Below are 13,913 nucleotides of genomic sequence, written 5' to 3'. Positions count from 1 at the left end.
ACAAGAATCATGGTTCTGCTAATTCTGGCCATATTGTTTGCCATAGCGTCTGCCATCGGTTACATACGTGACCGGAACGACGAAGCACGCGAAAAGAGGTGGACAAGCACACTGCATCCTCTTTTTGCAGCCATATCCTTCTCCTTTCTCGCGCTGTTCGCACTATGGTGCATCTTCTTCAATGAGGATGCGGTGAAAAGAGACCACTACTCACTGAAACAGGACACCTGGGACAAGCCGGACTATGTACGGATTGAGGGTATACCCTCTGTTTCTGAGGACAAGCAGGAGAATCCGAAACTACCGAACGCATACCGGAAACGGACAACCTGCCATCCGCTATCCCTTTACAAGATACCCGGCGACAGCATTGTCTGGCTGAAACTGCGGAAACAGGGAAGAAAAGGGCTACGGAAAGCATACCGCTTCGCAATGGCCACAAAAATGGATACGCTGGTGGTTGAAGCGTATTCCAACCAGGTGAGATTCATTAAGGACAAGCGGCCATACATCCAGATGACGCGGATATGGAGAATCAACGAGAGCCTGTTGTCTAACCGCAAACCGGAACTGGACAGTGTGTCCTATCTGATATCATTGCCACTGGACATCTGCTGGCTGGAATTTGACGAGAAAGAATAAAGTAAGAAACGATTAAAACAGAATAAAGATGAAAGTAGTAATTGCTGAGAAGTTATCATAACTCGTGATAATTTCTCGGCAAGAAGATTGACGAGCGGAACATGATCAAACTCATGACAGACGGCAAGACCAAGACAATAAATGGACTGAAATCCAAATCAGGCAAAAAGTTCGACTGTGCGCTCAAGCTCTCACCGGAATTCAAGGTGGTTCTGGACTTGCCAGACCAGGGGCCGTCGGAGACATTCAGTACTCCCTGTCCAAAATGCAAAGGAGAGAATACCCTGCATGTCAATGACGTTAAACTGTGGTGTTCAACTTGCGACTTTGTGGTATGGAAGGAGAAGAGCAAGTACGTGCTGACAAACGATGAATTGCAGGCTCTCTGCCAAAATGGAAAGACTGCCGAGATTTCCGACTTCGTATCAAAGAAAGGGACAACATACAAAGCGTTTGTCGTATTGGATAAGGACTGTAAAGCGGTCATGGAATTATCCAAAAGAGAACTGGCACCTCTCCCTTATGCCTGTCCCAAATGTCATTCACAGGGTACGGTCAATATTGACGGCGGTTTCATCGCCAGTGTTGCCGAGGGATGCGGTTGGAAGGTATGGAAAGAACCGTTCCAGCATGCCCTGACCGATGAAGAACTGGAACAGCTTTTCACTAATGGGAAGACTGAGGTGATAAAAGGATTGAAGGGAAAGAAGAATACATTCGACAGTGCGTTGACATGGAGTGAAGATTTTAGTATAACTTTCGTAAGATCGGAATCTTCGTCCACACCCGTCGCTAAGGCATGTCCCAAATGCGGGCAGGAAGAAACCCTTAACCGCTCCGGAAGAAAAATAGAATGCCCGTGCGGGTTCAGCCTGTGGACCGAGATAAACGGACACCCACTGACAGATGACGAGATAAACTGCCTGCTTGACAAGAAACAGACACGCCTGATTAGCGGATTCAAGAAGAAAAGCGGTGGAACATTCTCGGCCTATCTCAAATTGAGTCCGGCCTGTGACAAAGTGGAATATGTGTTTGAGAACAAGAAGTGATTGGAAATGAATTTGTTTGAATATATATAACTAATGCGAATCAGCAGTTGGCTTTCTGATTCAAAAATTAAAAATTAACAAATGTAAGTAGAGCAATAGCCAACTTTCCAAAGGTATGTACCAACAGCCCTTTGGTAGCTCTTACTTTAGATGCTCTTTGAATTTCTGTTTTTTCATTCAGCCAGTTGAAAAAGGATTCGATAGGTTGTCTGACTTTAGAAACGGCTTGCGAGAAAAGGTCTCTTGCAGCTTTCTCCCTCTGTTTGAGAACTTCCGGTTCCCCTTTAATCTCTTTATGCGGAGTAAGCACTTTAACCGGATTGTTCTCATTAAAGAAAGAGAAATCGCTGTAAATCTTGTCTGCAAGCACCGTCTTTCCGGATAGGTATGGCACGCATTCGCTTTTGAATACGGTCAGGTCGTTGTCCGAAGCCGGTGTCAGAGTTATCATTTCCGGAAAAGGTAAGGTTCCCTCCCTACGCTGTCCTACCATATGCAGTTTCATGCCATAGTAGTACATGTTCTTAGTGGAGCAATACCCTTTTGATGTTATCTCCGTAGCTACTTTCCCCTCTCGGTTTTTCCCTTTACAGGTCACTATCGGCATAGAATCGACAATGGATATAATGGAGTCGCAATCCTTGGGCTTGAATGATTGTATCATGGTTTCCACCAGCACCTTAAATGTTTCTGAAAGCATATTTAGGCGTACGCAAAACGTTTGATAAGACGGCAATTTTGGAAACCATGATGACAGATACTCCTTAGCGAAGGTATGTATCTCCTTGATGTTGAAGTATCTCTGGCAGTACCCGCAGAACAGATAGATGGTAAGAACCTCCTCATCCGTAAACTCAGGATTGGAATTGTTACTGAATCTCTGGCAGTGGAAACGCAGAGAAGACTTATGGACATCACAGATATACATATACAAACCTATTAGTATTAACTTTTTCTCCTTGGGAATCATAATTAGAAAAATGAGTGGTTTTATTCTTCTAATTTACTGATTTTCAAGGAGATTACAAAATAAAATAATGAGATAATTAACTGAATTACAAACTTTTAAATCAAGAATCTGAAGATGTTTTCAACTGCTGATTCGCATTATATACAAAAAACGAGTAGCTCCTAATTTATCATTACCAACTTTTCCATAAGATGCACGTAACTTTAAATTAGTAATGAAATCATTGTCCTTCAGAAATGCTTCGTTGCTGGCCACCCATCCAGCAGAAAAAGCAGGAAAGAAACCAAATCGTTTTCCCTTGGCAAACTGCTCGGATCCATTATACCCAACATTAACTTCAGCCAAATAACGTGAATCATAACTGTATGTAGCACGAGCTGATATTCCTAACATATTGTAAGGGAGATCTGCTGCATATTGTTGCCAATTATCACGTTGAATTAACGCCATACCTGTTACATCATGTAAACCAAATTGCCTAGCATAATTCAACGAATACTGCATATTTAAATAGTAATTGGTTTGTTGGCTTTTAGTAAGAGAAATTGCATCATTCGTATTCATACGGACTTTTGATACATAAGACTTTTCCTCAGAAGTTCTTGCAACAGTTACTCCATATGTATCATATTCACGAAAACCTTGCAAGGTAGTCATAGCTTTTGTGTCAAAAGAGATCATCAATTTTGTACTTAACCCTTTTGTTATAAAGTCCAGTCCCCAATCTGCAATAATAGAAGAATTTAAATTTGTTCTAGTTGCTTGCTGATAGCCTCTTCTACTTAATTCTCCATATGTATTTCGGTCTATACCTGCTTGATTTATAACTTGACCGGCAGGAACATTCGTCCCATCTGCCAATGTTTGTCCTGCAACCGTTAATGGACCTGGATCTGTTGGAGGTGTTGCCCAAATATAAGCTCGCATATTCGTAACCAACTCATCAACACTATTGTTAAACAACTTTGCTGTTTGAGGAGTATTCACCTTTTCCAAATAAGACGCAATATTCAATGAAAGCTTAAAATTAGACGCAACCTTATAATCCAAGTTCGTCCGGAAATTATATCTATTTGATTTATAACTTGGATCATATCCTAAATCCTTTTCAGACTCCGTTCGAAACTGTCCCCCTTGCCCCATATAGGCAACATTCATAAAGTAACTTAACTTCTTAGTTCCTCCACTTAAGTTCACATTCACACGTGTCTGAGGAGCCCACTTCTTGAAAAATTCATTATAAACATCCCTGTCAGGATAATAAACACGATCTTTTCCCGATCTATACATCTCAATCATATAATCGGTAAAAGGAAGATCACTTTCTGCATATCCATCATTTCTGAAGGCTTGATTTCTTAATTCAGCGAACTCCCAAGAATGAATACGATCGGCTTCAGCAGTAAATCGTTGTAAACTATAATCAGCAGAAATACTTAACTCTGATTTACCTTCTTCTCCACGTCGAGTCGTAATCATTATTACACCATTGGCACCACGTACACCAAAAACGGCTGTTGCTGAAGCGTCCTTCAAAATAGAAACAGATGCAATCTCGTTAGGATCCATTGTTGATATATTATCACGCGGTACACCATCTATTAATATTAAAGGATTCGACCCATTTACCGTACCAGCTCCACGCAAATATAAAGTAAACGCAGCAAGAAAAAGCAAGGTTGATGATAATACAGCAAAAATGCAGTCTATTAAGCAGTTAGGTGTTTAACTCATAATACTGCATAAGCTGAAAAAGGAGGTCCGCTAAAAGCTGCGAAAGACTTCAGTTCCCATATCGTTACTGATATAACAGGAACAAGAAACGGCACAACGGGTTCTATTTCAGTAATTTGCACAGTTTTTCATACCTGAGGACAACTCGCTTGATATTAACTTTGTAACGATCAAAAAAGTATGAAAACGAGTATGAGCAGATCGACCTTCAAAATCCTCTTCTACGTGAAGAAGGGCAGCGAGAGAGCCAACGGCTATCTCCCCCTGATGTGCCGTCTTACGGTGGACGGCGAAATCAAGCAGTTCAGCTGCAAGCTGGACGTGCCCCCGAAACTTTGGGACGTGAAAACGGCACGTGCCACGGGCAAGAGCGCCGAGGCGCAGAAAATCAATGCGGCGGTTGACCGGATACGTGTGGACTTGAACCGCCGTTACCAGGAACTGATGCAGTCCGACGGTTATGTCACCGCCGCCAGGCTGAGGGACGCCTGCCTCGGGCTGGGCGTGAAACGCGAGACGCTGCTGAAGCTCTTCGAGCAGCACAACGGGGAGTTCATCAAGAAAGTGGGACACAGCCGCGTGCAGGGAACATACAACCGCTACCGTACCATATACAGGCACCTTTGCGAGTTCGTCCCGAAAGTATACCGCCGTGACGACATTCCCCTGAAGGAACTCAACCTGACGTTCATCAACAACTTCGAGTATTTCCTGCGTACGGAGAAGAAATGCCGCACCAATACCGTATGGGGTTACATGATCGGGCTCAAGCACGTCATCTCCATCGCCCGCAACAGCGGTGCGCTTCCCTTCAACCCCTTCGCTGGGTACATCAACTCCCCCGAGAGCGTTGACCGGGGCTACCTGACGGAGCGTGAGATACAGACGCTGATGGAGGCCCCGGTGAAAAGCGGGACCTGCGAACTGGTACGCGACCTCTTCATCTTCTCTGTGTTCACCGGACTGGCATACGCGGACGTGAAGGCGCTGACGACCGACCGGCTCCAGACCTTCTTCGACGGCAACCTCTGGATCATCACCCGCCGTCGCAAGACAAACACCGAGTCCAACATCCGCCTGCTGGACGTGCCCAAGCGCATCATAGAGAAGTACAAGGGGCTGTCCAAGGACGACCATGTATTTCCGGTACCGAGCAACGGCAGATGCAACACCATATTGAAGGAACTTGGCAGGCAGTGCGGTTTCAAGATACGGCTGACCTATCATGTGGCCCGGCATACGAACGCCACCACCGTGCTGCTCTCGCACGGTGTACCCATCGAGACCGTAAGCCGTCTTTTGGGGCATACGGATTTGAAAACCACCCAGATATATGCCCGGATAACCAACCAGAAGATCAGCAGCGACATGGAAATCCTGTCCCATAAGCTGGAAAAGATGGAGAAGGAGATATGCGATGCCATCTGAGGAAATGGTATTTACGAAACGGACGATTTTTCCCCTTCCTCATCAAAGTTCGTCCGTCCCTGCGGGACTCCGCATTTTCCCTTCGGTTTCCGGCAGAAAATTTCCGTACGGCGAAATTTTCTGCCGGAAAAACGCTCCGAAAGCGCAGGGACGGACGTAAGAGGGATTCAGAAGGCGAAAACTGCGACCGACGTAGTGCATGTGCGACAAGGAAAAGAACTGTCCGGGAGCCCCCTTTTCATGCCGTACCCCGGCATGAGACCGCTTTCCTCTCCGGCTGTGGTGAAGGCTCTCCTGCTCCCTCTGCATTGCATATGCGGGTTGTTTTGCCCATATCCACGTCCGCCGGTATTGCCTGCCCTTTCCTTAGGAGAAACGGCTTACCGCAACAGGCGGCGTGACACAAACTTTTCCGGATATGGAGGAACATTCCGGAAAAAAGAGTGGAAGACGGGCTATTATTTGGCTGTATAACAACAAAGTTGTATTTTTGCAAAAAATAATATCATGGCTATAACTATCAAGAACATTCCGGTTTTGGAGGGCGCTACGGCGGAAGATTTCGTACGCAGTGCAGACAAGAACGCCGCAAAGGTAACACCCCGGTTATCAGTGGAGGCAAAGAAACGGTTGAGAAAAGTATTGGAGAAATCCCGTTCATTCCGGTTCAATTAACAGCAATGGACGGTATTTCTTTATATGATGATTGTGTCATGCTTGCCTATAACAAGGAAGTACGGAGGAATTGCCTTCCTTTCACTTGTGGCGAGAATGACCTTGATGATTTTTTTCTCAATGATGCCGATCTGTATGCGGATGAACTCCTTGGGAAAACATATTGTTGGGTGACGACTGAAATCCCGCATCGTATTGTGGCCTTGTTTACCTTGTCCAATGACAGTATCAAGACCAGACTAATATCCCCCAATGATAAAAACAGGCTGCAACGCAATATTGTAAATCCTAAACGTGGACGCAGCTATCCGGCCGTGCTGATAGGAAGACTGGGGGTCAACCTGGAATATCAGGGTACATCAAGCCACGTAGGACGGCAACTGATGGCTTTCATAAAAGACTGGTTCCGTCATGAAGACAACAAGACAGGATGCCGTTTTATCGTGGTGGATGCATACAATGAGGAAAAGATTCTCAGGTATTATGAAAGAAACGGTTTCGTTCCACTCTATAAAACAGACGTGATAGAAAAGCAATATTATGATATTCCGCAAGATGAACCTTTGAAAACCCGTTTGCTGTATTTTGATTTGAAAAAGGACTGACATAATAATATATCAGTAAAATCCTTTAGGGTGACAACGGGTTCCAAAGACAGGCTGTCGCTACGATTACCTGCCATATGGTACCGGCCGTTTTCTTGATGGCGGGCGGTGGATTTCATGGGCAGCCAATCCGGAATGACAAGTAATGCCGCACCTGTGGCATAATAGAGCATTATTTTGAAGGCGGAGGCTTTGTCCGGTTCTTCTTTTTCCAAGGTTTTCCGTCGGATGTCTTCAAGTTTTCCACACTTGTTTTAGAATAGTCCGCATTATCAGCAGATTGCGAGTTTCAGTCTGCCGTTCCGATTCTCTTTATCGCATCGTAGCATGTCGTTGATATATTCCAAATACTTATCCATGAATAGGCGACTTATAATTTTGTCTCAGGCAAATATCGAGACACACTCCCGAATGAGGTCTTCCATGATTTTAAAAGACTCCGTATTTCGGAAGGAACAACGTACACATACAATTTCTCCGGAACGGCCGACCTTCCTGTCACCTCCCTGTAATCCTCCCAAAAATCAACACTGCCGTATAAACCGCATGAAAGCCCGGGCACGCTTCCTGTTTCCAATCCCATATCCGCACCTTCCGCAATATCACGTATTGCCGTTCTCATTCCACATCCTTGAATATTTCTCCAAACATACCGAAGACAGAAAAGCTGCATGGAATTTTAAATTCTCATAGGACAGACAATAGATAGAAGGAAGTAATCCGTCATCCTCATTTCTTGCGGCAAAAATAGTTGTTTTTCAGGCCGGTCCCGCAAGGCGGCCCTTCGGGCTGGTTGCTCGTGAAAAAATCTTCCTCACGCTTCGCGTGAGCGTATTTTTTCACGGCAAGCCTTGCCGGAGACCGCCGAAAAACAAACTGGATGAAGCACAAGAAATAAGAATGCCTACCCGTGTAGGCCATGTATAACTCAAAAAAATATAAGGCTATGGCAGACAAGAGCGCAGAAAAGGAAAGACTGTTCAACGAGTGGTTCACAAAATCCTATGACAGGTTGAGAGGGACGTTACGCCGGTACGGAATGCTGGACGAGGACAATTTCCATGACACCTACCTTTTCGTAAGAAGGCAGGTGCTGGTTCCCGGAAAGGACATAACGGACTATGACGCGTATTTCATCGGATGCTACAAAAAGGCGGCCCTGGTAAAGATTAAAAGGGAGAACCGGTATGCACACCCTGAAGATGATTTCTTCCTCCGATGTGGCGAGGAGGCAAAATTCCTTTCCGAGGACGACCTGAACGGGTGCGAGAGGCTGGTTAAGGACATACTGCGTTTCGTAAGGCAGAAGTTCTCCTACGAGGAGTACCGGATGTTCATGCTCCGGTTCTATGAGGCGCAATTCTCGTTCAAGGCACTGGCGGAATGCATGGGTATCTCGGCATCGGCCATATCGCAGAAAGTATGCAGGATAGTGGACGCGGTACGTACCCACAGCGGTTTCGCATGGAGAAGCCAGATGCTGGCGGTGGAAAGCTTCATGTATTGAAAAAAACGAAAACAGTTCAACCGATAAAAGAAAGACAATTATGGCACTGATAGTATACAACAGGGAAAACTCCCGTCCGCAGGAAGTCACATACAAGGGAAAGCGGACCATCAACCTTGACAGCAGGGGAACCGTCTATCTGTCAAAGACGATGTCAATCGAATTGGGAATCCTCGGCGGCGGACGGGTGAACTTCGCCCACGACGACGAGACGGATGACTGGTACATCTGCCGGGCCGACGACAGCGAGGGGTTCATCGTCTGGAAGGACAAAAGATGCGCAAGGTTCTCGGCGGGGTTTATCGTGCAGAGGCTCATGCGGCAGGCGAAGGTGGAGAGGAAGAGCGTGCAGTTCATGATGGCGAGGATGCCGGTAGAGATTGGCGGGGTGGCCTATTACAAGATACTGCTCTCGAATCCGATACTCAGATAAAGGCATGGACCGGAGGAGTCCGGCTGTATATGACATGACGGAAACAGGCGCATCTGACGGGACAGGAGCCCGGGGGATGTGCCTGTTTTTATGCGCCGCCATGTTTACGCACGGACATGCGGTTGTCACCGGCCGGCATAAGGTCACTCCGACAAGACCGGGAAGCGACATTGCCGGAGGATAATGATACCGGTACGGGATATGCCGCCATTACGGGAACGGACCGTTCCACCGGTACACGAACGCCCCGCCCCAATTTCAGAATAACATAATGACATAATAAAACAAGGGTCTTTTTTTATAACGGAATCCCCGTATCTTATTGCCATACCGGAAAAATGTTTCCATGTCCCGCCATGTTATGCCAATGCTGTCACCGGATCATAATTCGTAAAGGAAAACACTCTGTGTATAAATACTTTATGAGCAAATCAAAGTCGTTCATCCGGTGGAAAGAAAACGAAGGGGCGGTCGGTTGTCATACCGGTCGCCCCTTCGTTCACGATCCCGTACGGAACTTTCCTAAAGTTCCTCCGGCCTGGTTCTCGCCTCCCGGTAGCAACTGTCAAGCAGCTTCTCGATATCGGAAGAACGGTACAGTATCTTGCCGCCCAGCCGGGTGAAGGCAAGCAGGCCGCTGTCACGGTACTGTTGCAGGCTGCGGCGGCTCACTTTCAGCTTTTCAGCCAGTTCGCGGTCCGTATAGAAGTTCTCGCCCGCCATCGCCGGTGACCTGCCGGCAAAGAGACGCTCCATGGAAACGGAGAGACGTTCGACGGTGGAGAAGAACTCTCTTATATGCTCGCTGCTCTCACGGGTGAGCAGACGGTTATCGGTGTTCATCATAAATCTCATCTGTTTGTTGGTTTGACATTTACTTTTTCAGTTTCTCATATATCGGCCCCACCCCATGACATGGAGGGTGTGGGGGCATCCCTCCGACATGAACCGGCACTCTTTCGTACCGATACGGATATGGCATCCCTCCCCGTCCCCGTCTATCCTGTAGAGCGAGAAGCTTCCCCGCCCGTACTCCGCGTCAAGGCTGTAGGCCAGCAGGCGGTAGTCCCCGCTGGAATCCCTGAAGATGTAGAAATCGGGACTGCCGTCCAGACTTTCCCAGCCGCCTGCCAGACTGTCGGGAGAAAGTATCATCCTTTCGTTTCCCATGGCTTCTCAAATTGATTTTCCCATGCTTTCAGCCCGCTTGCGGCGCTCTTCCACTATTCGGACGATACTTTCCACATCCCCAGGCTTGTAATAAGTCTTGTGGCAGATCTGTGTATATGCCAGCGTGCCGTTGTCACGCAGGGTCTGCAGGGTTCTCGGGCTGACCTTCAGCAGCAGGCACACCTCCTGGTTGTCCAGCCATTTCTTCTCCTCCATGTCGCCGTACAGCCGGCAGAGGTTGTCCAGCCGGTCCGCGAACGTCCGGAAGGCTGAGAGCATCGCCTCGAAGGTCCTTGCCTCAATGTTCACTATTTCCATAATCAATGTAATTTCAGGTTTGACATCTGTTTCATTCTCTTTTCGGATCCGGATTCCGTGCCGCAATTTAGTGAATCCCGGCGTAACATCCTGAATTTCAAGACAGGATGACTACCTTTGACACCATATGCGTACTTGTTTCATCCGCAAAGTAAATGATTGTTCCCGGATATGGTTCCGGCCCTTCATCAGATGTCATTATATGTCATCAGATGTCATTGGAATCTGATTTTAACATTCATTTGCTTTCAGTAAGCAAGCGTTCAGATGTAATAGGCAAATTTAAAAACAGCATTTTTGGTAAAGTTGATTAATCACTTTTCAGTAAGCTAAGAAGTACTACGTTCAGATCCGTTCCCGGGGAATTTGGGAATTTCCGGTGCGTATATTTGTGAAGTCATCACCGTCAGACCGATCCAACAATATGAATAACACGGCAAACCCCGCCAATCGGACCCGTCCGTTTCACAGCACTTGTTATTATCGTTTTATTTGCTTCCGACAACCGGGCAAACGGGTAGACCGTGCCCACAGTATCAACCATCTAAAATCCATGTACAATGAAAAGTGAACCGACTGAAAAACCAAGAGGAAAGAAAACGGCGGCATCCGAAACCGCAGACAGAAAGAACGGTCGTAGTCCTAGCCCCGGCCACGACGGGTGGTGGGAAAGACTCATGATGGAACCCGGTCCGGGGGAATCCACCGGTACGGATGCGGAACCGGTGATTCCATCCGGGACTGATGCGGAGGAGGTGTCCGGGGAGGCGGGAAGAAAGGACACCCCGCCGGAACCGGAAGACCCCGTGAGAAGAAGGACGAGCGGCAGGCAGCGCAGGGCCTCGCTGGAGGAGTACCGGGAAACATACCTCACCGTCCCGAAGATCAGGAACCGCAAGACGGTGTTCGTCAGTGAGGATGTGAGGGACGAACTGGACGCCGTCGTCCGCAGGCTCGGCGGGCGTGGCATGAGCGTTTCCGGACTGCTGGAGAACCTTGCCAGGGAGCATCTTGCCGCCTACCGTGGGGACATCGAGCAGTGGAGAAAAATCTGACAGCCTGTAACCGGGCGTGGAGTGTACCCGATGTATGCACCGTCCCCTGTGTACCCGCTTCAATGTGGAAAATGCGGGGGGATTTTTCTGTGGGGGGAGCAAGGTTATGTTTCCGGATTCCCGAAAACCCTTGCTCCCCAGCGCCCGGCGGTTGCAGGGAGGGTAAATCCACTCCCGCCGGTCGCAGATTTTGGAATGAAAGAAGTACGGACGAAAAAGAAAAAACATATGACAAAGGATATGAATGAGATGAAGAAAAAACGCGGCCGTCCGGCACTGGGCAGGACGCGGAAGCTGACCAAGGGAGTGACAGTGAAGTTCTCCCCCGTCAGCTACGAGGCTCTCAGATTCAGGGCAGGGAAGTCCGGCCGGAGTCTGGCGGTTTATATCAGGGAGGCGGCACTGGCGGCCACCGTTACGGCAAGGCATACGCCTGAAGAGAATGCGCTGCTGCGCAGCCTGGCGGGAATGGCGAACAATCTGAACCAGCTGACAAAGCTCTCGCACCAGACAGGCTTTTACAGGACAAGGCTGCTGATAGACGGGCTGCTGGGAAAGCTGAAGCGGATCATGGACGATTACAGACCGAAAGGAGGATAGCCTCATGATAGGAAAGATCAAAAAAGGCCGCTCGTTCGGCGGCTGCATACGTTACGTGACACAGAAGGACGACGCAAAAATCATCGCCTCGGAAGGCGTGCTGCTGGGAACGGCGGAGGAGATGGCACACAGCTTCCGGTGGCAATGCCTGCTGAATCCGGACGTGGCGAAGCCGGTAGGGCACATCGCGCTCAGCTTCAAGCCGGAGGACGCGCCGAGGCTGACCGACGCGTTCATGGCAAGTCTGGCGGAGGAATACCTGAAGCTGATGGGGATACGGAACACGCAGTTCATCGTGGTGAGGCATCACGGGACGGACAACCCGCACTGCCACATCGTCTTCAACCGGGTGGACTTCGACGGGAAGGTGATTTCCGACAGCAACGATTTTAGGCGCAACGAGAGGGTGACGAAAATGCTCAAGGACAAGTATTCACTCACCTATTCCGAAGGCAAACAGTCCGTTAAAACGGAAAAGCTGCACGCTTCTGAAAGGGTGAAATACGAGATATATCGTGCGGTTAAGGAAGCTTTGAGGAGTGCAAATACATGGAAAGAATTTCAAAATAAGCTCTTAAAAATGGGCGTGGAAATGGAATTCAAGTATAAGGGAAACACTAATGAAGTGCAGGGCATCCGCTTTATCAAGGATAACCAGTCATTCAAGGGGAGTGAGATTGACCGCAGTTTCAGCTGGTCAAGGCTGGATGCGGCATTGGACCATAACCATGTCACGTCCCTGGAAAATGACGTTTCCCAAAAGCAACCGTACCATGAACAAAGTCATGGTTCTATTATTGATAACCTGGTCGAAGTCACCGGTACGGGCGGCGTGTTCATGCCGTCGGTGGCACCGACGGAGGACGAGAAAGAGGCGGAACGCCTGCGGAGAAAGAAGAAGCGCAGGAAAGGAAGGAGTTTGTGAACCATATGTATAACGAAAAAACTTTGAAAGATGAAACAGGAAAATTATTTGGAAGGCATCTATGGATGCCTTGAAAGGATCGAGAAGAAAGTGGAGGCACTGCCCGTGGAAGGCACAAGCCCCATAGTTGAAAACCGGACCATTTCCCCGGAAGGGATTGCGGAACTGAAAATCCGTCTGGAACGCCAGCAATCCGCAGTGGAGAAAATCGGCTCAGAAATTGCAACGGTACATAGCCATATTGTCCGTTTGTCGGAAGGTAGGCCGTTGTCTGCCGAAACGTTTGCCGGGGAAATGGAAAGGACAAGGGACTGCCTGCGACAGGACAGCCAGGCCATATGGGAGGCAATGAAACGGCTGGACGAGAAAATGGTCCGGCAGAGAAAGGAACCGGAGCGCAGACTGGTGACCTACCGTCTGGAAAGCGCATCCAAGGCAGTGGTAACGACAGCTTCAGCACTGTTTTTGGCACTGATCATTTCCGTCTGGACCAACTGCAACCAGTTCCGCAAGAATCGGCTTTTGAAGGATGCCGATTTGAAATACCGAGCCATCAGGATCTGTCTGCCGGGGGATGATCCAGACATCGCCTTCCTTGAGAAGCATTTTACCATCGAGCGAGACGAGGAAAAGATCCGGCGTGTGGAAAAGCTGGTGACCGCTTTTGAGGACTCGGTCAGGAATCGCATCCGTAATCATGAAATGGCGGCCTACAAGGACAGTCTGGCGCACCGGCTGTTCAGGGAGGCACAGGAAATCAGAAAGCAACTGGACAATCCAAATTTAAAATGACTGTACA

Annotated in this window: 18 protein-coding genes and 1 pseudogene; 14 read left to right on the top strand and 5 right to left on the bottom strand. The window is 48.1% G+C overall.

All coding sequences use genetic code 11. The features are described 5' to 3' along the window. Nucleotides 1-9 precede the first annotated feature (9 nt). Together BQ9893_RS07275 and BQ9893_RS07270 are read left to right on the top strand one after the other, a co-directional pair. Nucleotides 10-642 carry a hypothetical protein gene (locus BQ9893_RS07275; protein WP_075965494.1) on the top strand — a complete coding sequence of 211 codons (633 nt, stop codon included), beginning with the start codon at nt 10-12 and terminating at the stop codon, nt 640-642. Between the two features lie 86 nt (nt 643-728). Further along, complete coding sequence (locus BQ9893_RS07270) at nt 729-1,694, top strand: topoisomerase C-terminal repeat-containing protein (RefSeq protein ID WP_227226149.1); 966 nt, start codon at nt 729-731, stop codon at nt 1,692-1,694. A gap of 67 nt (nt 1,695-1,761) precedes the next feature. Here the strand turns inward: BQ9893_RS07270 and BQ9893_RS07265 are convergent, their stop codons facing one another. Next, complete coding sequence (locus BQ9893_RS07265) at nt 1,762-2,394, bottom strand: transposase (protein ID WP_244155011.1); 633 nt, start codon at nt 2,392-2,394, stop codon at nt 1,762-1,764. 390 nt (nt 2,395-2,784) lie between these two features. Next, entirely contained in the window at nt 2,785-4,311 is a 1,527-nt protein-coding gene (locus BQ9893_RS07260) for a SusC/RagA family TonB-linked outer membrane protein (RefSeq protein ID WP_244155114.1), read from the bottom strand. 267 nt (nt 4,312-4,578) lie between these two features. Here BQ9893_RS07260 and BQ9893_RS07255 point away from each other — a divergent pair, with 267 nt between their 5' ends. The 4 genes and pseudogenes from BQ9893_RS07255 (at nt 4,579) to BQ9893_RS07245 (ending at nt 7,106) form a co-directional block, all read left to right on the top strand. After that, nucleotides 4,579-5,826, top strand: coding sequence for a site-specific integrase (locus BQ9893_RS07255; protein ID WP_075965492.1), 1,248 nt, complete (start codon nt 4,579-4,581; stop codon nt 5,824-5,826). After that, nucleotides 5,816-6,300: pseudogene (locus BQ9893_RS21340) on the top strand (hypothetical protein). The gene BQ9893_RS07255 and the pseudogene BQ9893_RS21340 overlap by 11 nt, the downstream one beginning before the upstream one ends. A gap of 33 nt (nt 6,301-6,333) precedes the next feature. After that, nucleotides 6,334-6,501 carry a hypothetical protein gene (locus tag BQ9893_RS21630; RefSeq protein ID WP_007853006.1) on the top strand — a complete coding sequence of 56 codons (168 nt, stop codon included), beginning with the start codon at nt 6,334-6,336 and terminating at the stop codon, nt 6,499-6,501. A 5-nt stretch (nt 6,502-6,506) separates the two neighbouring features. Further along, the gene (locus tag BQ9893_RS07245) at nt 6,507-7,106 is read left to right on the top strand and encodes a GNAT family N-acetyltransferase (RefSeq protein WP_004295313.1); all 600 of its coding nucleotides are present in this window, start codon (nt 6,507-6,509) and stop codon (nt 7,104-7,106) included. 370 nt (nt 7,107-7,476) lie between these two features. On the opposite strand, the gene BQ9893_RS21625 is transcribed toward BQ9893_RS07245, so the two are convergent. Beyond that, nucleotides 7,477-7,728, bottom strand: a complete 252-nt coding sequence (locus tag BQ9893_RS21625; protein WP_229508730.1) for a hypothetical protein — start codon at nt 7,726-7,728, stop codon at nt 7,477-7,479. A gap of 324 nt (nt 7,729-8,052) precedes the next feature. Between BQ9893_RS21625 and BQ9893_RS07230 the strand changes: the two genes are divergently transcribed. From BQ9893_RS07230 to BQ9893_RS21615, 3 genes are read left to right on the top strand one after another with little or no spacing between them, the layout of a single operon-like run. Then, entirely contained in the window at nt 8,053-8,613 is a 561-nt protein-coding gene (locus tag BQ9893_RS07230) for a sigma-70 RNA polymerase sigma factor region 4 domain-containing protein (protein ID WP_075965491.1), read from the top strand. Between the two features lie 40 nt (nt 8,614-8,653). Next, on the top strand, nt 8,654-9,046 hold the full coding sequence (locus tag BQ9893_RS21620; protein ID WP_004295310.1) for a hypothetical protein: 393 nt from the start codon (nt 8,654-8,656) through the stop codon (nt 9,044-9,046). Nucleotides 9,047-9,050: 4 nt separating this feature from the next. Continuing rightward, nucleotides 9,051-9,230 carry a hypothetical protein gene (locus BQ9893_RS21615; RefSeq protein ID WP_075965490.1) on the top strand — a complete coding sequence of 60 codons (180 nt, stop codon included), beginning with the start codon at nt 9,051-9,053 and terminating at the stop codon, nt 9,228-9,230. Between the two features lie 338 nt (nt 9,231-9,568). Here the strand turns inward: BQ9893_RS21615 and BQ9893_RS07205 are convergent, their stop codons facing one another. Further along, on the bottom strand, nt 9,569-9,892 hold the full coding sequence (locus tag BQ9893_RS07205; RefSeq protein WP_007853013.1) for a helix-turn-helix domain-containing protein: 324 nt from the start codon (nt 9,890-9,892) through the stop codon (nt 9,569-9,571). 78 nt (nt 9,893-9,970) lie between these two features. On the opposite strand from BQ9893_RS07205, the gene BQ9893_RS07200 reads away from it, so the two are divergent. Next, a complete protein-coding gene (locus tag BQ9893_RS07200) occupies nt 9,971-10,231 on the top strand; it encodes a hypothetical protein (RefSeq protein WP_208610805.1) in 261 nt (86 codons plus the stop codon). On the opposite strand, the gene BQ9893_RS07195 is transcribed toward BQ9893_RS07200, so the two are convergent. After that, nucleotides 10,223-10,534 carry a helix-turn-helix domain-containing protein gene (locus BQ9893_RS07195; protein ID WP_075965486.1) on the bottom strand — a complete coding sequence of 104 codons (312 nt, stop codon included), beginning with the start codon at nt 10,532-10,534 and terminating at the stop codon, nt 10,223-10,225. The genes BQ9893_RS07200 and BQ9893_RS07195 overlap by 9 nt on opposite strands. A gap of 560 nt (nt 10,535-11,094) precedes the next feature. On the opposite strand from BQ9893_RS07195, the gene BQ9893_RS07190 reads away from it, so the two are divergent. The 4 genes from BQ9893_RS07190 (at nt 11,095) to BQ9893_RS07175 (ending at nt 13,906) form a co-directional block, all read left to right on the top strand. After that, a complete protein-coding gene (locus BQ9893_RS07190) occupies nt 11,095-11,589 on the top strand; it encodes a DUF3408 domain-containing protein (RefSeq protein WP_075965485.1) in 495 nt (164 codons plus the stop codon). Between the two features lie 228 nt (nt 11,590-11,817). Then, entirely contained in the window at nt 11,818-12,189 is a 372-nt protein-coding gene (locus tag BQ9893_RS07185; RefSeq protein ID WP_153188998.1) for a plasmid mobilization protein, read from the top strand. 4 nt (nt 12,190-12,193) lie between these two features. Beyond that, complete coding sequence (locus BQ9893_RS07180; protein ID WP_075965484.1) at nt 12,194-13,114, top strand: relaxase/mobilization nuclease domain-containing protein; 921 nt, start codon at nt 12,194-12,196, stop codon at nt 13,112-13,114. Nucleotides 13,115-13,144: 30 nt separating this feature from the next. Beyond that, entirely contained in the window at nt 13,145-13,906 is a 762-nt protein-coding gene (locus BQ9893_RS07175) for a hypothetical protein (RefSeq protein WP_075965483.1), read from the top strand. The last annotated feature ends 7 nt before the right edge of the window (nt 13,907-13,913 follow it).

Source organism: Parabacteroides massiliensis (assembly GCF_900155425.1).
GTDB lineage: Bacteria > Bacteroidota > Bacteroidia > Bacteroidales > Tannerellaceae > Parabacteroides > Parabacteroides massiliensis.
The sequence above is the reverse complement of the archived record's forward strand: the minus strand, read 5'-3'. Positions and strand labels throughout refer to the sequence as shown.